Genomic DNA, 18,878 nt, shown 5'->3' on the forward strand with positions numbered 1-18,878 from the left:
GGCCGGGGAGTTCTCCGGTGGGCCGGGGAGTTCTCCGGTGGGCCGGGGAGCGGTGGATCAGGCGCGGCGGCGCTTCTTGGGGTTGCCGGAGCGGCGGGACGTGCGCTTCTCGTGCTGGGCGCGGGCCGTCTCGTATTCCTCGCGGTGGAGTTTCTCGCCGGGGGCCTCGGTGAGGGAACGGAAGAAGTAGGCGAGGAGGGAGCCGACGAAGCCGATGGCCAGGAGGCCGCGCAGGGACGCCTGGCGGGCCGGGTCGGGGCGGCGGGTGAAGCTCTCCCAGGTGTGGCGGAAGGCGAGCGCGCTGCAGATCGCGAACATCACGACCATGAGGACCGTGACGAAGCCGCCGACGTCGGCGATCCGGAACCCCTGGTAGGCGAGGCGCAGGACGAAGCAGGAGGCGGCCGCGGCGGCGAGGGAGCCGACGGCGACGCCGACGCGGCGGGCGGTGTAGCCGCCGGAGTGGTCGACCCAGGTGGTGCCGAAGAAGCGGATGGGCTCGGGGCGGGGCCCGCCGGGGGCCCCCGCTTCCGGGGAGCCCGCGGTGCTGTCCGGGGTGCCGTTCTCTGCGCTCACGCATCGATTATGGCGCCGGGCGCACCGCGGGCTCCGGCGGGATCAGGAGCAGCGCGGGGCCACGTACCCGTCGCTGCCGGTCTTCACGTACGCGTCCGAGACGTACTCACCGCTGTCGATGTTGTCCCAGATCCTCGACGTGCCGTACGGGCCCGTGACCGTGGTGCCCGGCGTCTGGCAGTAGATCGGCACCTTCGCGCCCTCGGGCAGGACACGGACGACGGCGTAGCCCGTGCCGGGGCCGCTGCGGACGTTGAGACGGACGCCGGGGGCGACCGGGTAGTAGCGCACGGCCGCCGTGGTGACGGACTTCGCCGCCCCGACGGCCTCCGCCCCCTCGGCTGCCCCCTCGATCACCCCTTCGACTGTCGCTTCGACACGGTCGACTGACATGGAGAACCTCCCCCGTTGTGCACCCCATGCGTGTCATGGGGACCCGTTGATACCCCCCGATCACGCCACGCACACCTGTACGCACATGGCACACGAATGCCGGCAGGCCGCCTCGGTTCCGTACGGATCATCGACTAGGCTCCGTGGTTCGCGCGCGCGGACGAACAGCACGGGGGTGGTTCCATGGCGCCACAGCGGAACGCCGGGGCGGGCGCGGAAGCGGAACTTCCCGAATACGCCGGTCACTACCGTCTTGAGTCGTGTCTCGGCTCCGGCGGCATGGGCGTGGTGCATCTGGCCCGCAGCACCTCGGGAATGAAGCTCGCGGTGAAGGTCGTGCACGCCGAGTTCGCCCGGGACCCCGAGTTCAGGGGCCGGTTCCGGCAGGAGGTGGCGGCGGCGCGGCGGGTGAGCGGTGCGTTCACCGCACCCGTGGTGGATGCCGACCCGGAAGCCGAACGCCCCTGGATGGCCACCCTGTACATCCCGGGCCCGACGCTCGCGGAGCACGTGAAGCGGAACGGCCCCATGCCCTCGTTCCAGTTGCGCCGGCTGATGGCCGGTCTGGCGGAGGGGCTGCGGGACATCCATCGGGTCGCAGTGGTGCACCGGGACCTGAAGCCGAGCAACGTCCTGCTCGCCGACGACGGGCCGAAGGTCATCGACTTCGGCATCTCCCGGCCGAAGGACAGCGAACTGCGCACGGAGACCGGGAAGCTGATCGGTACACCGCCCTTCATGGCGCCCGAACAGTTCCGGCGTCCGCGCGAAGTGGGGCCCGCCGCCGACATCTTCGCCCTCGGGTCGGTCCTGGTGCACGCGGCGACCGGACGGGGCCCGTTCGACTCCGACAGCCCGTACGTCGTCGCCTACCAGGTCGTGCACGACGAGCCCGACCTGACCGGCGTCCCGGACGGCCTCGTGCCGCTGGTGCGGCGCTGCCTGGCGAAGGAACCCGAGGACCGGCCGTCCCCCGACGAGCTGATGCGCGAACTCCGTTCGGTGGCGGCCTCGTACGACACGCAGGTGTTCATACCCGAGCAGCGGTCCTGGGCGGGCGCCCCGGCGGGTCCCGCACCCGGCGCCGGGCCGGGAGCGGAACCGGACGACGCGGCGGAGCCGGGCGGTGAACCGGCGGCGCCCGCGGAGCCCGCGTCGGACCGGGCGCCGGCGGAGGAGGCGGAACACCGGCCCTCCGCCGAGGGGGCCGGACGCCGGACCGCGCGGCGGCCCGGCCGGCGGACGTTGCTCGTGGCCGGGGCGGTCGGCCTCGCCGTGGTCGGCGCGCTGGTCTCGGTCCCGTTGTTCGGCGGCAAGGACGCGTCGCCGAAGAGCACCGTCTCGCACACCGGCCCGGCCGGGTTCCGGGCGTGGGAGACGGAGCCGCCGGCCGCGTCGGGCACCCCGCAGTGCTCCTACGGAGCCGGCAGGCTGCTGTGCGCGCAGCCGGGGCTGGTCTTCGCGCTCGACCCGCAGGACGGCAGCCGGCTGTGGCGGCGCACCGTCGCGCGGACGGTCCGCAGCGAGCCGCCGGTCCTGTCGGGCGGCCTCGTGCAGCCCTGGCTGAACGAGGGGCGCGGCCTGGAGGCGCTCGATCCCGCCTCGGGCGAGCCGGCGTGGCGGCAGGACGTCGGGGAGTACCGCAGCATCGCACGGGCCGGGGACACGCTGCTGCTCACCCGTGCCGACGGGACGGTCACCGGGGTGGACGGCGCGACGGGCGACACCGGCTGGAGCCGCCGGATACCCGGGTACACGGCGCCGTTCTTCACCTGGTTCCCGGGGGACCCGGTGGCGTACGCGACGAGCACCTCCGACGACGGATCCAGCACGTGGGTGACGGCGATCGCCCCGGACAGCGGTGAAGTGCGGTGGGAGGCGACGCTGGAGGGAACGCTGGATCCGGTCGGCGCGGCGGACGGATCGGTGTTCTTCGTCGCGGCCGGCGAGGTCCACGGCTCCGCCCGGGCCGTGGTCCGCTACGAGCCGGGCACGCGGGCGGTGCGGCGGGTGCCCCTGCCGGTCCCGCTGCACCAGGTCCAGGGCTCCGTGCACGGCGGCGTCGTGCACCTCACCGGGGCCGGCGGGACGCTCGTGGCCGTCGACACGCAGGCGCGTCGGCAGCGGTGGAACCTGGAGACCGGCACGGCCCGGCTCTCCGCGCCCGTCTCCGACGGACGGCACGTGTACGTCACCGCTCCCGACGGGCGGCTGCTCGCCGTGGACGCCGAGCGGGGGCGGCTGGTCGGGCAGACCGCGCCCCGGCTCGGGGCGATCTCCGACCGGGTCGCCGCCGCGCTCCCCGAGCCCGTGGTCACGGGTGGCCGTGTCTACGCCTCCGCTCCCGACGGGAGCGTCTTCGCCGTGGACGGACGGGATCCGGCGGCCTGGTAGCGGCGCACGGCACTCACGGGGCCGCCGCCCACCGCGGTGGGCGGCGGCCCCGTGAGTGCGTGCGTGACAGAGGCGTCAGCCGAGCTTCGAGACGTCCCGCACCGCGCCCTTGTCCGCGCTGGTCGCCATCGCCGCGTATGCCTTCAGGGCAGCGGAGACCTTGCGGTCGCGGTTCTTCGGGGCGTACCGGCCGCCCAGCGCCTGCTCGCGGCGGGCCAGTTCGGCCTCGTCGACCAGGAGCTCGATCGAGCGGTTCGGGATGTCGATGCGGATGCGGTCGCCGTCCTCGACCAGGGCGATGGTGCCGCCGGAGGCCGCCTCGGGGCTGGCGTGGCCGATGGACAGGCCGGAGGTGCCGCCGGAGAAACGGCCGTCGGTGACCAGCGCGCACGCCTTGCCCAGGCCCCGGCCCTTGAGGTACGAGGTCGGGTAGAGCATCTCCTGCATGCCGGGGCCGCCCTTGGGGCCCTCGTAGCGGATGACGACGACATCGCCCTCCTCGACCTGCTGGGTGAGGATCTTCTCGACGGCCTCCTCCTGCGACTCGCAGACCACCGCCGGGCCCTCGAAGGTCCAGATCGACTCGTCCACGCCGGCCGTCTTCACCACGCAGCCGTCGACGGCGAGGTTGCCGCGCAGGACCGCCAAGCCGCCGTCCTCGGAGTAGGCGTGCTCGACGGAGCGGATGCAGCCGCCCTCGGCGTCCTCGTCCAGGGCCTCCCACCGCTCGGACTGGGAGAACGCCTCGGCGGAGCGGACGCAGCCGGGAGCCGCGTGCCACAGCTCCACCGCCTCCGGCGACGGGGAGCCGCCGCGCACGTCCCAGGTCTTGAGCCAGTCGGCGAGCGAGGGGCTGTGCACGGCGTGGACGTCCTCGTTGAGCAGGCCCGCGCGGTGCAGTTCGCCCAGCAGGGCGGGGATGCCGCCCGCCCGGTGCACGTCCTCCATGTAGTACGTGCGGTCCTTGGCGACGTTCGGCGCCACCTTCGCCAGGCACGGCACCCGGCGGGAGACGGCGTCGATCTGCTCCAGGCCGAAGGGGACGCCGGCCTCCTGGGCGGCGGCCAGCAGGTGCAGGATCGTGTTGGTGGAGCCGCCCATCGCGATGTCGAGGGCCATGGCGTTCTCGAACGCCTGGAAGGTGGCGATGGAGCGGGGCAGGACCGACTCGTCGTCCTGCTCGTAGTGGCGGCGGGTGAGGTCCATGACCGTCTCGGCCGCGCGCACGTAGAGCTGTTTGCGGGCCGTGTGGGTGGCCAGGACCGAGCCGTTGCCGGGCAGCGACAGGCCGATCGCCTCGGTCAGGCAGTTCATCGAGTTGGCGGTGAACATGCCGGAACAGGAGCCGCAGGTCGGACAGGCGTTCTCCTCGATGCGGAGCATGTCCTCGTCGGAGATCTTGTCGTTCACGGCGTCGGACATCGCGTCGACCAGGTCCAGCGTGCGGACCGTGCCGTCGACCAGGGTGGCCCGGCCGGCCTCCATCGGGCCGCCGGAGACGAAGACCGTCGGGATGTTCAGCCGCAGGGCCGCGTTCAGCATGCCCGGGGTGATCTTGTCGCAGTTGGAGATGCAGATCAGGGCGTCCGCGCGGTGCGCCTCGACCATGTACTCCACGCTGTCCGCGATCAGGTCGCGGGAGGGGAGCGAGTAGAGCATGCCGCCGTGGCCCATCGCGATGCCGTCGTCGACGGCGATCGTGTTGAACTCGCGCGGGATGCCGCCGGCCTCGACGACCGCCTCGCTGACGATCCGGCCGACCGGCGCGAGGTGGGTGTGGCCGGGGACGAACTCCGTGAAGCTGTTGGCGACGGCGATGATCGGCTTGCGGCCGATGTCCGCACCCGGTACACCGGAGGCCCGCATCAGGGCGCGGGCGCCCGCCATGTTGCGGCCGTGGGTGACTGTGCGGGACCTCAGCTCGGGCATCGTCGCTCGCTCCTTCAGACCTTCGAAGAGTGCCGGCCAGAGAGTTCTGACTGCATCGAGCGTACGCCGGTCATCCAGAGGGCGGGACGAGGTGTCCGGAATGCGGGACGGGTGTCTCGCTGCCGCGCACGGGTCAGCGCCCGGTGAGATGTCCCTGGACCACGGGCGCCACGCGCCCGATGATCTGCTCCGGGTCCGCCGAGGCCAGCGGCTCCACCTTGATCACGTACCGGATCATCGCGATCCCGACCAGCTGCGCGGCGGCGAGCTCCGCGCGCAGCTCCGCGTCCGGCAGGTCGAGCTGCCCCGCGATACGGCGCAGCAGCTGCGTGGCGACCAGCCGGCGGAAGACACCGGCCGCGGTCTCGTTGTTCACGGCGGAGCGGACGATCGCGAGCAGCGGGGCCCGGGTCACCGGGTTCTCCCAGAGCCCGAGGATCATCCGGGTCATCCGCTCGCCCACCTCGTCGAGCGGGCCGTCGAGCACCGTGTCCCGGGCCTGGAGAGCGGGCGCGAAGGCGACCTCGACGGCCGCCTCGAACACCTGCTCCTTGGTGCCGAAGTAGTGGTGCACCAGCGCGGAGTCGACCCCGGCCGACTTGGCGATGCCCCGTACGGACGTCTTCTCGTACCCGCGCTCGGAGAACTCCTCGCGGGCCGCGGTGAGGATGCGGTCGCGGGTGCCGGCCGATTCCGTACGCGGGGGACGGCCGCGGCGCCGGGAGGTGCCGCTCGGCCGCGCGGGCGCGTCCGGGCCGTCGCTCGCGGTGACGCCGGTCATCGCCGCGGCGCCCGGGCGGCGGAGGAGGCGGAGGCCAGGTGCAGGCGGGTGAACGCCAGCGCCTCCGCCAGGTCGGCCTCCCGTTCGGCGCTCGACATCGCCCGTCGGGTGTTGACCTCGATGACGACGTGGCCGTCGAAGCCGCTGAGCGCGAGGCGCTCCAGCACCTCGGCGCAGGGCTGGTCGCCGCGGCCGGGCACGAGGTGCTCGTCCTTGGCCGAGCCCCGGCCGTCGGCGAGGTGGACGTGGCCGAGGCGGTCGCCCATGCGGTCGATCATCTGCAGGGCGTCGGTGCGGGCGGTCGAGGCGTGGCTGAGGTCGATCGTGAAGTGGCGGTAGTCCTCCTTCGTGACGTCCCAGTCGGGGGCGTACGCGAGCATCTCGCGGTCGCGGTAGCGCCAGGGGTACATGTTCTCGACGGCGAACCGCACATCCGTCTCGTTCGCCATCCGCCAGATCCCGTCCACGAAGTCGCGGGCGTACTGCCGCTGCCAGCGGAAGGGCGGATGGACGACGACGGTGCCGGCGCCGAGCTTCTCGGCGGCGACCCGGGCCCGCTGGAGCTTGGTCCAGGGGTCGGTGGACCACACGCGCTGCGTGATGAGCAGGCAGGGGGCGTGGACGGCCAGGACGGGGATGCGGTGGTAGTCGCTGAGCCGGCGCAGTGCCTCGATGTCCTGACTGACCGGGTCGGTCCACACCATGACCTCGACGCCGTCGTACCCGAGACGCGCGGCGATCTCGAAGGCCGTCGCCGTCGACTCCGGGTAGACGGAGGCCGTCGACAGAGCGACCTTCGCATCCGGGATGCGCACCGCTGGTTCTGCCACGAAGGACAGGGTACGGGGTGCGTTCGGCGGACGGGCGGCGGACGGTCGGCTTCGGCCGGGAGTCCTCGCCGCCGCCGGAACCGCGTCTTCGCAGGGCAGGGCCCGCTCACCCGTCCTCCGGGCGATCCGTCCGCCCGGAGGACGTGTGATCGAGCCGACCACCGGCCTCCCCGTCGGTACTGCCGCATGCGGCACGGCGAGGGTGCCGCTCGCCGCGCCGGCGGACGGAGGCGCACGGCCGGGCGGCCCCGCGGTCCCGGCGCGTACGGCTATCCAGGACCCATGTGGTCCAGGCGGCGCAGGATGACGCCCTCGCGGAGCGCCCACGGGCAGATCTCCAGGCGTTCCACGCCGAACAGGTCCATCGCGCCCTCCGCGACCAGCGCCCCGGCGAGCAGCTGGCCCGCGCGGCCCTCGGAGACGCCGGGCAGCTCGGCGCACTCGGCGGTGGTCATGGCGGCGAGCCTGGGCACCCAGCCCTCCAGGGACTCCCGCTTCAGCTCGCGCTGGACGTACAGGCCCTCGGCGGAGCGGGCGGCGCCGGCGATACGGGCGAGCTGCTTGAAGGTCTTGGAGGTGGCCACCACGTGGTCGGGGGCGCCGAGGCGGCTGAACTCGCCGACCGTGCGGGCGATCTCGGTGCGCACGTGGCGGCGCAGCGCGCGGACGTCGTCCGCCTCGGGCGGGTCACCGGGCAGCCAGCCGGCGGTGAGGCGGCCGGCGCCCAGCGGCAGCGACACGGCGGCGTCGGGCTCCTCGTCCATGCCGTAGGCGATCTCCAGGGAGCCGCCGCCGATGTCGAGGACGAGGAGTTTCCCGGCCGACCAGCCGAACCAGCGGCGGGCGGCGAGGAAGGTGAGCCGGGCCTCCTCCTCGCCGCTGAGGACCTGCAGCTCGACCCCGGTCTCCTCGCGCACGCGCGTGAGGACGTCGTCGGCGTTGTCCGCGTCGCGCACCGCGGAGGTCGCGAACGGCAGCAGTTCCTCGACCCCTTTGTCCTCGGCGGCCTGGAGCGCCTCGTGGACGACCGAGACCAGTCGGTCGATCCCGTCCGGGCCTATGGCTCCGTTGTCGTCCAGGAGCTGGGCGAGGCGCAGTTCGGTCTTGTGCGAGTGCGCGGGCAGCGGGCACCCGCCGGGGTGCGCGTCGACCACCAGCAGATGCACCGTGTTCGAACCCACGTCGAGGACACCGAGTCTCATGTACGGAACGCTACTGCCCGCCGCGCTGTGTGCCGCCGCCCGCGTCGCGTCCGCCGAGGTGCCCGGGCCGGTCCGGGGCGGGGGCACGGGCGACTTACCCTGGACGGGTGCCAAAGACGAAAAAGGCGAAGGACGAAAAGACGGACAAGAAGGCCAGGAAGGTCGAACCGGACGCGGGTTCTTCGCGGGTGACCGCACCGAGGACACCGGGAAAGGCGCCGGTGGACGACGAGAAGGGCCTCGACTTCGCCCGCGCATGGGTGGAATTTCCTGATCCGGCGGACGACGAGCAGGTCTTCCGCTGCGACCTGACATGGCTGACCTCTCGCTGGAACTGCATCTTCGGCAGCGGCTGCCAGGGCATCCAGGCGGGCCGCGCGGACGACGGGTGCTGCACTCTGGGTGCCCACTTCTCGGACGAGGACGACGAGAAGCGGGTCGCCGGGCATGTGGCGAGGCTCACGCCGGACATCTGGCAGCACCACGAGGAGGGCACGAAGAACGGCTGGGTCTCCGAGGACGAGGACGGCGACCGCCAGACCCGGCCGTTCCAGGGCTCGTGCATCTTCCAGAACCGGCCGGGCTTCGCGGGCGGCATGGGCTGCTCGCTGCACATCCTCGCCCTCAGGGAGGGCCGCGAGCCGCTGGAGACCAAGCCGGACGTGTGCTGGCAGCTGCCGGTCCGGCGGACCTACGACTGGATCGACCGGCCCGACGACACGCGCGTGCTGCAGGTGTCGATCGGTGAGTACGACCGCCGCGGCTGGGGTCCGGGCGGTCACGACCTGCACTGGTGGTGCACCTCGGCGACCTCGGCGCACGGCGCCGGGGAGCCGGTGTACGTCTCCTACCGGGCGGAGCTGACCGAGCTGATGGGCAAGGCCGGCTACGACCGTCTGGTCGAGCTGTGCGAGGAGCGGCTGGCCTCGCAGCTGCCCCTGCTGGCACCGCATCCGGCGGACCCCGCCTGACCCCGGCCCCGGTCTACGACGCGGCCGGGTCCGGGCCGTCGCCGTCCGCGGACGGCGGCGCCGATCCCGCCGGGTCGTCCGGCGTGGGCTCCGGGCCGGGCGAGGACGGAGGATCGTTCGGCGTGGGCTGCGACGGCGCCGGTGTGGTGGGCTCCGGGTCCGGACCGGGCGAGGACGGCGGGGGTCCCCCCGGGTCGCCGGAGCCCGGCGGAGGGTCGCTCGGGGTGCCGGGGTGCGCGGTGCCCGGGCCGCCCGGGTGACCGGGGCGCGGGCCGCCGCCGGGAGCGGAGGGGCCGGGGGCGGTGCCGTAGCCGTCGATGGTGACGACCGCGCCGGCGGGTGAGATCGCGACGGTGGCCTTCCAGTGTCCCGACGGCTCGCGGAGCTGGTCGACGTACACCTTGATCGTCAACGACTCGCCGGGGGCGAGCGTTCCCGACGACCGGCTCAGGTAGAGCCAGGACGCTCCCGTGGACGCGGACCAGCGGACCGGCCCGGAGCCCGTCGCGGTGAGGGTGATCAGCGTGGTGTCGCCGGTGTGACCGGCCGTGACGTCCAGCGCGGCGCCCCCGCGTCCGGCGTCGGCGACACCGACGACCTCCACGGACACGTCCGCCTTGCCGTCCTTGCCGAACCGGGGGCCGGGCCGGGTGCTGGCGTTGCCGGTGTTCTCGTAGCCGCCGCCCGCTCCCTCGCCGTCCAGGGCGACGGGGCCGCCGTCCTCCCGCGCGGAGGCCGAGCGGCCGTCCCGGGCCTCGCCGACGGTGGTGCCGCGGTAGGCGGCCCACAGCGCGAGCACGGGCGCGGCGACCACGGTGGCGACGACCGTCGTCGTGACGACACGCGCGCGGAGCCGGTCCCTGCGGGCGACGCGGTCCTTGGGGTCCATCGGGAAGCCGCGCCGGTCGAAGCGGGGTGCGGCGGCCCGTCCGCGTGGATGGTGGGCCATGGCGGCGTGCAGGGCCGCGCCCGGCACCGGCAGGACGGGCAACGCGTCCGGCGTGACGCCGGTGCCGGGCCAGCGGCCGGGGACGGCCCGCTCGGCGGTACGGCGGCAGCGCGGGCAGTCGTCGACGTGCCGGACGAGTTCACGGCGCAGGGCGGTGCTGAGCACGAGCCGGCGGTCGCCGGTGAGATGCGCCACGCCGGAGCAGGCCCCGGTCTCGACGACGGCGAGCGCCGCGCGGGTGCGTTCGACCTCGCAGGCCGCGGAGGCGAGCAGCTCGCGGGCGGCGGCCGGCTCCATGCCGAGCACGGCGGCGACCTCGTGGGCGGAGAGGTGGTGGCGGACGGCGAGTTCCAGCGCCTCGCGCTGCTCCGGGGTGGTGCCGGCGGCTTCCGGCCAGGCCAGCAGGGCCAGTTCGCGCCGACGCTGCTCCTGGACCTCCTCGGAGACCGCCGGGGCGGTGGCGGTCCGGGTCTTGCGCCGCCGGTCGGCGCGGCCCACGGCGTGGGTGGCCTGACGTTTCTGCTTGGCCTCCGCCAGCTTGCGCAGGCACGCCCAGCGGGCCAGCGCGTACAGCCAGGCCCGGCGGTCCCCGGGCCCGTCCGGGACGTGCCGGCCGCGGCGCTCCGCGAGCGCGAGGACGTCGGCCAGGGCGGCGGTCGCCGCTTCGTGGTCGCACAGCACGGACAGGCAGTAGGTGAACAGGCCGTCCAGATACGCCTCGTAGCGCGTGGACGGCCGCTGCGCCAGCGTGCGCGCGGCCCCGCGGTCACGCACCTCCCGGTGCGCCCGGTGCGTGCCGGTCATACGGGTCGGGGACTGTGGGCCACTGCTCGTCATCCGGCGACCGTAGGCGGCCCGGGGCGGCCTCTTCCGGAGCCCTGCGCACTTTTAATCCGTACGGGTGAAACGATCCCTCAATCGGGGACAGGAACCTTTCGCTCACCGGCCGGGGCACGAAAACCACCCGCTCCGGACGGTCGGCGGGTCCGGGAGGCGGGGGCACCTCGCGCCGCGTTGTCAGTGCCGGCCGCTACCGTTTTCGCATGGCTGCCCGTACCAAGACCACCAAGGACCGCCCGTCCTACCGCTGCACCGAGTGCGGCTGGCAGACGGCCAAGTGGCTCGGCCGCTGCCCCGAGTGCCAGGCCTGGGGGACGGTCGAGGAGTACGGCGCGCCCGCGGTCCGTACGACGACCCCGGGGCGGGTCACCACCTCCGCCCTGCCCATCGGACAGGTCGACGGCCGCCGGGCCACCGCCCGCTCCACCGGCGTGCCCGAGCTGGACCGGGTGCTCGGCGGCGGGCTGGTCCCCGGGGCCGTGGTGCTCGTCGCGGGCGAGCCCGGCGTCGGCAAGTCCACCCTGCTGCTCGACGTGGCGGCCAAGTCGGCGAGCGACGAGCACCGCACGCTCTACGTCACCGGTGAGGAGTCGGCGAGCCAGGTCCGGCTGCGGGCCGACCGCATCCACGCCATCGACGACCACCTGTACCTCGCCGCCGAGACGGACCTGTCCGCCGTGCTCGGCCACCTGGACGCGGTCAAGCCGTCCCTGCTGATCCTGGACTCGGTGCAGACGGTGGCGTCCCCGGAGATCGACGGCGCCCCGGGCGGCATGGCCCAGGTCCGTGAGGTGGCCGGCGCGCTGATCCGGGCCTCCAAGGAGCGCGGGATGTCCACGCTCCTCGTGGGACACGTCACAAAGGACGGCGCGATCGCCGGTCCGCGTCTGCTGGAGCACCTGGTGGACGTCGTCCTGCACTTCGAGGGCGACCGGCACGCGCGCCTGCGCCTGGTCCGGGGCGTGAAGAACCGCTACGGCACCACCGACGAGGTCGGCTGCTTCGAGCTGCACGACGAGGGCATCACGGGCCTGGCGGACCCGAGCGGACTCTTCCTGACCCGTCGTGACGAACCGGTCCCCGGCACCTGCCTGACGGTCACCCTGGAGGGCCGCCGCCCCCTGGTCGCCGAGGTGCAGGCGCTCACGGTCGACTCGCAGATCCCCTCCCCCCGGCGCACCACGTCCGGCCTGGAGACCTCGCGCGTGTCGATGATGCTGGCGGTACTGGAACAGCGCGGCCGCATCAGCGCCCTGGGCAAACGGGACATCTACTCCGCGACGGTCGGCGGGGTGAAGCTCTCGGAACCCGCCGCGGACCTGGCCGTCGCGCTCGCCCTGGCGTCGGCGGCGAGCGACACCCCGTTGCCGAAGAACCTGGTCGCGATCGGCGAGGTCGGCCTGGCCGGCGAGGTGAGACGGGTCACGGGCGTCCAGCGCAGGCTCGCCGAAGCGCACCGCCTGGGCTTCACGCACGCCCTGGTCCCGGGCGATCCGGGCAGGATCCCTCCGGGGATGAAGGTCCTGGAGGTCGCGGACATAGGGGACGCGCTGCGGGTCCTCCCGCGCTCCCGTCGCCGGGAGGCCCCACGGGAGGAGGAGGACCGCCGGTAGACTTTGCCCAGGTCTCGCCCGTCCGTACGAACCGGGGGCGCCCCAGAACCTGCGACCGGAGGAGTGCAGTGGCAGCCAACGACCGGGCAGCGGCTCCCGGAAAGTCCGGTGGGAGTGCCGGTTCCGAGGGCCTGATGCGCGCCTCGCTGAGCGCCGTGGCACCCGGCACCGCCCTGCGTGACGGCCTGGAGCGCGTGCTCCGCGGCAACACCGGCGGTCTGATCGTGCTCGGTTCCGACAAGACCGTCGAGGCCCTGTGCAGCGGCGGCTTCGTCCTGGACGTCGAGTTCACCGCGACCCGGCTGCGCGAGCTGTGCAAGCTGGACGGCGGCATCGTCCTGTCGTCCGACCTGTCCAAGATCCTGCGGGCGGGCGTCCAGCTCGTGCCGGACCCGACCATCCCGACCGAGGAGACCGGCACCCGGCACCGCACCGCCGACCGCGTCTCCAAGCAGGTCGGCTTCCCGGTCGTCTCGGTCTCCCAGTCGATGCGCCTGATCGCGCTCTACGTCGACGGCCACCGCCGGGTCCTGGAGGACTCGGCGGCGATCCTGTCCCGCGCCAACCAGGCCCTCGCCACGCTGGAGCGCTACAAGCTCCGCCTCGACGAGGTCGCGGGCACCCTGTCGGCGCTGGAGATCGAGGACCTGGTGACCGTCCGGGACGTCTCGGCGGTCGCGCAGCGGCTGGAGATGGTGCGCCGCATCGCCACCGAAATCGCCGAATACGTGGTCGAACTGGGCACCGACGGCCGGCTCCTCGCCCTCCAGCTGGACGAGTTGATCGCGGGCGTGGAGCCGGAGCGCGAGCTCGTCGTGCGGGACTACGTCCCCGAGCCCACCGCCAAGCGCTCCCGCACGGTCGACGAGGCCCTGCACGAACTGGACGCGCTCACCCACGCGGAACTCCTGGAACTGCCGACCGTGGCCCGCGCCCTGGGCTACACCGGCTCCCCCGAGACCCTGGACTCGGCGGTGTCACCGCGCGGCTTCCGGCTGCTGGCGAAGGTGCCGCGGCTGCCCGGCGCGATCATCGACCGCCTGGTGGAGCACTTCGGCGGGCTGCAGAAGCTGCTCGCCGCCAGCGTGGACGACCTCCAGACGGTGGACGGCGTCGGCGAGGCCCGGGCGCGCAGCGTCCGCGAGGGCCTGTCGAGGCTGGCGGAGAGCTCGATCCTCGAACGGTACGTCTGAGTTCCGGGCCCGCCCGCGCGCGTCGCGGTTCCCGGCGGATCACCGCTGCCCGCGTACCGCCGGTCCCGGCGTCAGCGGGTGCCGGGCGCCCGGCACCGCCTCAGTCCTTCTCCAGCACGAACGACGTCTGCACCTTCGCGAACCCCGGCGCCTTGGCCTCCACCAGGTACGTCCCCGCGCCGGCCGACCCCGCCGGCGGCGTCGCGCACCGCGGGGCGCTCGGCTTGCGGTCCCACTTCACGGTGTACGTGATGCTCTCGCCGGCCGGCACCCGGAACACCAGGCTCCGCGCGCCCTCGGGACAGTCGTCCGACGCCCAGTACGCGTCGTCGGCGCTCGCCTGAGCGATCGTCAACACCGTGTTCTGCGGCCCGAGATCGACCTTGCAGTCACTGTCGGAGACGTTCCGCGCGGTCAGCAGGAACGTGGGCGTCCGACCGGGCTCGTAGGCGTTGCGGACGCTGCGCAGGCTCAACTTGACCGTGTTCGCCGTGCAGTTGGGCAGCCCGGACCCGGATCCGGCCGGCAGCGCGTCACCCGCGCCGACCCCGGACGACGTACCGCCCTCGGAGCCGCCGCCCGCGCTGCCCCCGGCACCGCCGTCCGAACCGCCGGCGCCACCGGAGTCCGCGGGGTCGCCGCCCGCCCCGTCGTCCCCGTCGCCGGAGGACGAGCCGCCGGACCCGCCGGACCCGCCGGATCCGCCGGAGCCCGGCTCGTCACGTCCACCCGGCGCCTGACTGATCGCCGGTCCCGAACTCGACGGCCCCGGAGTGATGGACGGCGCGGGATTCTTGCCGTTGGCCCCGTTCTCGCTCTCGCCGCCGCCCCCGCCGCCCGCGGTGACCACCCAGGTGATCAACAAGGCCAACAGGGCCAGTACGGACAGCAGTACGGCCCTCCTTCGCCAGTAGATGGAGGAGGGAAGCGGCCCGACCGGATTGCGCAGAGATCCCACGGCGCAAACTGTACGAGAGATCGGCGCGTTCGCTTGTCCCACCCGCCGCCAAGACTCGCAACTTTTCCGGATCATCATCCCGGAAACCGCCCCGCCACCCCTGTCCTTCGTCAGGTGCGGCAGGCGACGATCGCAGGGTGTGACCGTTCCGACCTCTCGCCTACGGTCCGTGACCATGGACTTCGTGGACAGCGGGCTCTACCGCGACATCACCGACTTCGCGCACGACACCCCGCCGTGGGTGCAGCACACGGCCGAGATCGGGACGGAGGCCGGACTCCTGGTCTTCGTCGCGCTGTTCGTCCTCGGCTGGTGGCGGGCCCGGCACGCCGGCCCGCAGGCGTTCGCGATCGCGGCCCTTGCACCTCTGGCCACGGCTGTGGCGTACGTGTGCAGCGAAGTGCTCAAGTCCGGTGTGACCCAGGAGCGTCCGTGCCGGGCGGTCACCGGTGCCGCCCCGTCCCTGGCCGAGTGCCCGCCGCACGGCGACTGGTCGTTCCCCAGCAACCACGCCACGATCGCGGGCGCCTCGGCCCTCACCCTGGTCCTGGTCCGGCGCGCGCTCGTCTGGCTGACGGCCCCGCTGGCCCTCCTCATGGCCTTCTCCCGGGTGTTCGTCGGCGTGCACTACCCGCACGACGTGGTCGCGGGACTGCTCCTCGGCACGGTCGTCGCCTTCGCGGCGGTACGGCTGGCCACGCGCCCGGCGGTCCGGCTCGCCGCGTCGATGCGCGCCTCGTCGGTACCCGCCGTGCGGTGGCTCACCGGACCGGGGCCGCAGCCGGCCGCCCACCGCGTACCGCCGTACGCGACGCACCGGCGCCGCTGAGCGGACGCACGCGGACGCACGGGGGCTCACGCGGGCTCACGCGGACTCACGCGGACTTCAGGTCGCGACCAGCCCCGCCTCGTGGGCGACGATCGCCGCCTGTACGCGATTGCGCACACCGAGCCGGTCGAGGACCGCGCTGACGTACGCCTTCACCGTGCCCTCGACGAGATGCAGCCGGGCGGCGATCTCCGGGTTGGACAGTCCGGCCCCCACCAGGCCGAGCACCTCGCGCTCGCGCGGGCTGAGCACCGCCACGCGCGCGCGTGCCTCCGCCTCCCGGGCGAGCCGGCCGGCGCCGTCGGCGCCGCCGAGGCCCTCGATGACGTACCGGGCCACCTTGGGCGACAGGAAGGCCGCACCGCCCGCCACCGCCCGCACTCCGGCGATGAGTTCGTACGGGTCGCCGGACTTGAGCAGGAATCCGGTGGCGCCGCCGCCCAGCGCGCGGGCCACGTAGGCGCGTTCGGAGAAGGTGGTGAGCATCGCGACGGCCGTGCCGGGGACGGTGCGGACGATCTCCTCGGCCGCCGCGAGCCCGTCCAGGCGGGGCATGCGGATGTCGAGCAGGGCCACGTCGGGGCGGTGCGCCCGGGCCAGCTCGACGGCCTCGCGCCCGTCACCCGCCTCCGCGACGACCTCCGTCTCACCGCTGCTCCCCAGGATGGCGCGCACCCCGGCGCGCACCATCGCCTCGTCGTCGGCCAGCAGGACCCTGATCACCGTGTGAACTCCTCGTATTCCTCGTGCCCTTCGCCGGCCAGGCCGACGCGCGGGATCACGTCCTTGGCGACCAGGCGCCCCTCGTCGTCGAAGCAGAGCCGGAAGTGGTCCACGGAGACGAAGAGTTCGCCGCTCGCGCGGTAGTAGCGGCAGTCGGCGCCCTCGGGCGGCGCGGGCGCGCGTTCCGAGGGCGGGTCCCGGACCTCCAGGTCCGGCAGCACCCGTGCGACCTCGCCGGCCGGCGTGCCCGGGCGCAGCCCCGCGTACGCGGCGGGTTCCAGGACCGAGTGCGTCTCGGTGTACGCGTACCAGCCGAAGGCCGAACCGACCAGGACGACACCCGCGCAGGCGGCGGCGCCGAGACCGGCGGCGACCCGGCGGCGGGCACGGGTGTAGGGGGCGGAGGGCGGGCGCGGGGGCGTGGCCGCCGCGGACGCCCGCGCCGGGACGTGGGCCCGGACCCGGTAGCCGCCGGCGTACGGGCCCGCCTCGAAGGTGCCGCCGACCGCGGTCACGGCGGCGCGCAGCCCGAGCAGGCCCGAGCCGCTCCCCGGGGACGGGGAACTCCCCTGGGCGGCCCGGCCGTTGGTGATGGTGACGGTCGCTCCCCGTACGTCGTCCCCCGTCACCGCCACGACGACGGGCGCGCCCGGTGCGTGCCGTGCCGCGTTGGTCAGCGCCTCCCTGGTCACCCGGTGCAGCAGCCGTTCGGCGACCCCGCCGGGCCGCACGGCGGTGTTCCGCCCGCCGGGTTCCCAGCGCACCGGAAGCCCGGACTCGGCGGCGCGGGCGACGAGTTGCTCGACGCTCTCGCCGGCGGGGGTCAGGGGCACGGGCTCGTCGTCGTCCTCCCGCAGGACACCGATGATGCGGTGCAGCCGGTCGGTGGCGTCGGCGGCCGCCGCACGCAGGTCGGCCGCGGCGGCCCGGTGGTGGCCCGCGAGGTCGGGGGCGACCTGGAGAGCGCCCGCGCGCAGGGCGATCAGGCTCAGCTCGTGGCCCAGGGAGTCGTGCATGTCCTGGGCGATCCGGGCCCGCTCCCGCAGCCGGGCGCGTTCCTCGGCGAGGCGCTGCTCCTCCTCCAGGCGGGCCGCCCTGAGCCAGCCCGCCTCGGCGAGCTGGCGGCTCTGGCGCCAGTAGCGTCCGCCGAGCCAGGGGAAGACACAGCCGAACAGGAGGGTGCCGGTCAGGACCAGCCACTCGGGGACCGGGTCGGCCCCGGCGAGCGCGATCCGCGCGGTGCCGGCGCAGCCGACGGCGGCGAAGCACAGCGCCGCGGGGGCGGTGCGGCCCGCCCGCAGCCCGAGCAGCAGCGCGAACACGCCGAGCGCCGGGCCGTAGGAGACGCTGAACAGCGCGGGGGCGAAGGCCAGGCTCAGCGCGGCCGTCAGCCCGAAGGCGGCCAGGGGCCGGCGCCGGGACAGGGCGGTGGCGACGGCGAGCAGGACCGGTCCGGCCAGCTGCTGCCAGAGGGCGCGCGGCTCGTTCAGCCCGAGCCGGTCCGCGGTGAGCGCCGGGGCGGCGAGGACCGCCCAGAGCAGGCAGCCCCGGCCGAGCGCGGCGAGGCGGGCACGTTCCATGCCGTCGACGCTACAAGCGGCCGCCGGGTCGCCACTGCTGCCGATCGTCAGGTGCCCGTCACCCTCCGGGCCCCTCGTTCCCCCTCTCCACCGTGGCGGTCCCCCCGCGGGTACGGCCGGGCGTGGCAGGATCGAGAGGTCATGACTGCTCCCACGAAGCCCCCGTACGGCAACGCCGCCGATTCCGTGTCCGAGCGTGCTCCCGGTGAGCCGCTGCACTCCCCCGTCATCGACTGGTTCGACGAGCACGCCCGGGACCTGCCGTGGCGGCGCCCCGAGGCCGGTGCGTGGGGGGTGATGGTCAGCGAGTTCATGCTCCAGCAGACCCCGGTGAACCGGGTCCTGCCCGTCTACGAGCAGTGGCTGGCCCGCTGGCCGCGCCCCGCCGACCTCGCCGCGGAGTCACCCGGCGAGGCCGTCCGCGCCTGGGGCCGGCTCGGCTACCCGCGCCGCGCCCTGCGCCTGCACGGCGCCGCCGTCGCCATAACGGAACGGCACGGCGGCGACGTCCCGTCCGACCACGCCCAGCTGCTGGCGCTGCCCGGCATCGGCGAGTACACGGCCGCGGCCGTGGCGTCGTTCGCGTACGGGCAGCGGCACGCGGTGCTGGACACCAACGTCCGCCGGGTGTTCGCCCGCGCGGTCACCGGGGTGCAGTACCCGCCGAACGCGACCACCGCCGCCGAGCGCCGGCTCGCCCGCGCGCTGCTGCCGGAGGACGCGTCGACCGCCGCGCGGTGGGCCGCCGCCTCCATGGAGCTCGGGGCGCTGGTGTGCACGGCGAAGAACGAGTCGTGCCACCGCTGCCCGATCGCCGCGCAGTGCGCCTGGCGCCTGGCGGGCAAGCCGGCCCACGACGGTCCGCCGCGCCGGGGCCAGACGTACGCGGGCACGGACCGTCAGGTCCGCGGGCGGCTGCTGGCCGTCCTGCGGGAGAAGCACGGACCGGTACCGCAGGCCGTCCTGGACCGGGTGTGGCACGAGCCGGTGCAGCGCGCCCGCGCCCTGGACGGTCTCGTCGCCGACGGCCTGGTGGAGCCGCTGCCGGGCGGCCTGTACCGGCTGCCGCTGAGCTGACGCACGGCCGGCGCACCCGGGCACGGGCATCCGTGACCAC

16 protein-coding genes are annotated in these 18,878 nt (G+C 74.3%); 6 read left to right on the forward strand and 10 right to left on the reverse strand.

The genetic code is table 11. From position 1 onward, the window contains the following. Positions 1-57 precede the first annotated feature (57 nt). Together RIM90_RS20045 and RIM90_RS20050 are read right to left on the reverse strand one after the other, a co-directional pair. The gene (locus RIM90_RS20045) at positions 58-576 is read right to left on the reverse strand and encodes an EamA/RhaT family transporter (protein WP_309062110.1); all 519 of its coding nucleotides are present in this window, start codon (positions 574-576) and stop codon (positions 58-60) included. A gap of 42 nt (positions 577-618) precedes the next feature. Further along, positions 619-969 (reverse strand): SH3 domain-containing protein, encoded by a 351-nt coding sequence (locus RIM90_RS20050; RefSeq protein ID WP_309062111.1) that lies wholly within the window; start codon positions 967-969, stop codon positions 619-621. Between the two features lie 183 nt (positions 970-1,152). Here RIM90_RS20050 and RIM90_RS20055 point away from each other — a divergent pair, with 183 nt between their 5' ends. Continuing rightward, a complete protein-coding gene (locus tag RIM90_RS20055) occupies positions 1,153-3,363 on the forward strand; it encodes a serine/threonine-protein kinase (RefSeq protein ID WP_309062112.1) in 2,211 nt (736 codons plus the stop codon). Positions 3,364-3,438: 75 nt separating this feature from the next. On the opposite strand, the gene ilvD is transcribed toward RIM90_RS20055, so the two are convergent. From ilvD to RIM90_RS20075, 4 genes are all read right to left on the reverse strand, one after another. Continuing rightward, complete coding sequence (gene ilvD, locus RIM90_RS20060; RefSeq protein ID WP_309062113.1) at positions 3,439-5,292, reverse strand: dihydroxy-acid dehydratase; 1,854 nt, start codon at positions 5,290-5,292, stop codon at positions 3,439-3,441. 133 nt (positions 5,293-5,425) lie between these two features. Beyond that, a complete protein-coding gene (locus RIM90_RS20065) occupies positions 5,426-6,073 on the reverse strand; it encodes a TetR family transcriptional regulator (RefSeq protein ID WP_309062114.1) in 648 nt (215 codons plus the stop codon). Next, positions 6,070-6,903, reverse strand: a complete 834-nt coding sequence (locus RIM90_RS20070) for a sugar phosphate isomerase/epimerase (protein WP_309062115.1) — start codon at positions 6,901-6,903, stop codon at positions 6,070-6,072. Before RIM90_RS20070 ends, RIM90_RS20065 begins: the two co-directional genes overlap by 4 nt. A 269-nt stretch (positions 6,904-7,172) precedes the next feature. Continuing rightward, on the reverse strand, positions 7,173-8,105 hold the full coding sequence (locus RIM90_RS20075) for a Ppx/GppA phosphatase family protein (RefSeq protein ID WP_309062116.1): 933 nt from the start codon (positions 8,103-8,105) through the stop codon (positions 7,173-7,175). Positions 8,106-8,293: 188 nt separating this feature from the next. Here RIM90_RS20075 and RIM90_RS20080 point away from each other — a divergent pair, with 188 nt between their 5' ends. Beyond that, positions 8,294-9,076 (forward strand): hypothetical protein, encoded by a 783-nt coding sequence (locus RIM90_RS20080; protein ID WP_375165490.1) that lies wholly within the window; start codon positions 8,294-8,296, stop codon positions 9,074-9,076. Between the two features lie 13 nt (positions 9,077-9,089). Here RIM90_RS20080 and RIM90_RS20085 read toward each other — a convergent pair whose 3' ends face one another. Further along, positions 9,090-10,862, reverse strand: a complete 1,773-nt coding sequence (locus RIM90_RS20085) for a hypothetical protein (protein ID WP_309062118.1) — start codon at positions 10,860-10,862, stop codon at positions 9,090-9,092. Positions 10,863-11,068: 206 nt separating this feature from the next. Between RIM90_RS20085 and radA the strand changes: the two genes are divergently transcribed. Both radA and disA read left to right on the forward strand, forming a co-directional pair. Continuing rightward, on the forward strand, positions 11,069-12,478 hold the full coding sequence (gene radA, locus RIM90_RS20090) for a DNA repair protein RadA (protein WP_309062119.1): 1,410 nt from the start codon (positions 11,069-11,071) through the stop codon (positions 12,476-12,478). A gap of 68 nt (positions 12,479-12,546) precedes the next feature. Then, on the forward strand, positions 12,547-13,671 hold the full coding sequence (disA, locus tag RIM90_RS20095; protein WP_309062120.1) for a DNA integrity scanning diadenylate cyclase DisA: 1,125 nt from the start codon (positions 12,547-12,549) through the stop codon (positions 13,669-13,671). 100 nt (positions 13,672-13,771) lie between these two features. Here disA and RIM90_RS20100 read toward each other — a convergent pair whose 3' ends face one another. Then, positions 13,772-14,629, reverse strand: coding sequence for a hypothetical protein (locus RIM90_RS20100; RefSeq protein ID WP_309062121.1), 858 nt, complete (start codon positions 14,627-14,629; stop codon positions 13,772-13,774). Between the two features lie 175 nt (positions 14,630-14,804). Here RIM90_RS20100 and RIM90_RS20105 point away from each other — a divergent pair, with 175 nt between their 5' ends. Then, on the forward strand, positions 14,805-15,458 hold the full coding sequence (locus tag RIM90_RS20105) for a phosphatase PAP2 family protein (protein ID WP_309062122.1): 654 nt from the start codon (positions 14,805-14,807) through the stop codon (positions 15,456-15,458). Between the two features lie 57 nt (positions 15,459-15,515). On the opposite strand, the gene RIM90_RS20110 is transcribed toward RIM90_RS20105, so the two are convergent. Next, positions 15,516-16,181, reverse strand: a complete 666-nt coding sequence (locus tag RIM90_RS20110; RefSeq protein WP_309062123.1) for a response regulator transcription factor — start codon at positions 16,179-16,181, stop codon at positions 15,516-15,518. Beyond that, the gene (locus RIM90_RS20115; protein ID WP_309062124.1) at positions 16,178-17,761 is read right to left on the reverse strand and encodes a histidine kinase; all 1,584 of its coding nucleotides are present in this window, start codon (positions 17,759-17,761) and stop codon (positions 16,178-16,180) included. The genes RIM90_RS20110 and RIM90_RS20115 overlap by 4 nt, the downstream gene beginning before the upstream one ends. A 141-nt stretch (positions 17,762-17,902) precedes the next feature. On the opposite strand from RIM90_RS20115, the gene RIM90_RS20120 reads away from it, so the two are divergent. Then, positions 17,903-18,838, forward strand: a complete 936-nt coding sequence (locus RIM90_RS20120; protein WP_309062125.1) for an A/G-specific adenine glycosylase — start codon at positions 17,903-17,905, stop codon at positions 18,836-18,838. Positions 18,839-18,878 lie beyond the last annotated feature (40 nt).

Origin of the sequence: Streptomyces sp. (assembly GCF_031181555.1) — a bacterium.
Lineage (GTDB): Bacteria > Actinomycetota > Actinomycetes > Streptomycetales > Streptomycetaceae > Streptomyces > Streptomyces fimbriatus.

Excerpts from the sequence above, each read along its gene's own strand:
- RIM90_RS20050 (WP_309062111.1), bottom strand. The coding sequence starts at position 969 with ATGTCAGTCGACCGTGTCGAAGCGACAGTCGAAGGGGTGATCGAGGGG.
- RIM90_RS20055 (WP_309062112.1), top strand. The coding sequence starts at position 1,153 with ATGGCGCCACAGCGGAACGCCGGGGCGGGCGCGGAAGCGGAACTTCCC.
- ilvD (WP_309062113.1), bottom strand. The coding sequence starts at position 5,292 with ATGCCCGAGCTGAGGTCCCGCACAGTCACCCACGGCCGCAACATGGCG.
- RIM90_RS20065 (WP_309062114.1), bottom strand. The coding sequence starts at position 6,073 with ATGACCGGCGTCACCGCGAGCGACGGCCCGGACGCGCCCGCGCGGCCG.
- RIM90_RS20075 (WP_309062116.1), bottom strand. The coding sequence starts at position 8,105 with ATGAGACTCGGTGTCCTCGACGTGGGTTCGAACACGGTGCATCTGCTG.
- RIM90_RS20085 (WP_309062118.1), bottom strand. The coding sequence starts at position 10,862 with ATGACGAGCAGTGGCCCACAGTCCCCGACCCGTATGACCGGCACGCAC.
- radA (WP_309062119.1), top strand. The coding sequence starts at position 11,069 with ATGGCTGCCCGTACCAAGACCACCAAGGACCGCCCGTCCTACCGCTGC.
- RIM90_RS20105 (WP_309062122.1), top strand. The coding sequence starts at position 14,805 with ATGGACTTCGTGGACAGCGGGCTCTACCGCGACATCACCGACTTCGCG.
- RIM90_RS20115 (WP_309062124.1), bottom strand. The coding sequence starts at position 17,761 with ATGGAACGTGCCCGCCTCGCCGCGCTCGGCCGGGGCTGCCTGCTCTGG.
- RIM90_RS20120 (WP_309062125.1), top strand. The coding sequence starts at position 17,903 with ATGACTGCTCCCACGAAGCCCCCGTACGGCAACGCCGCCGATTCCGTG.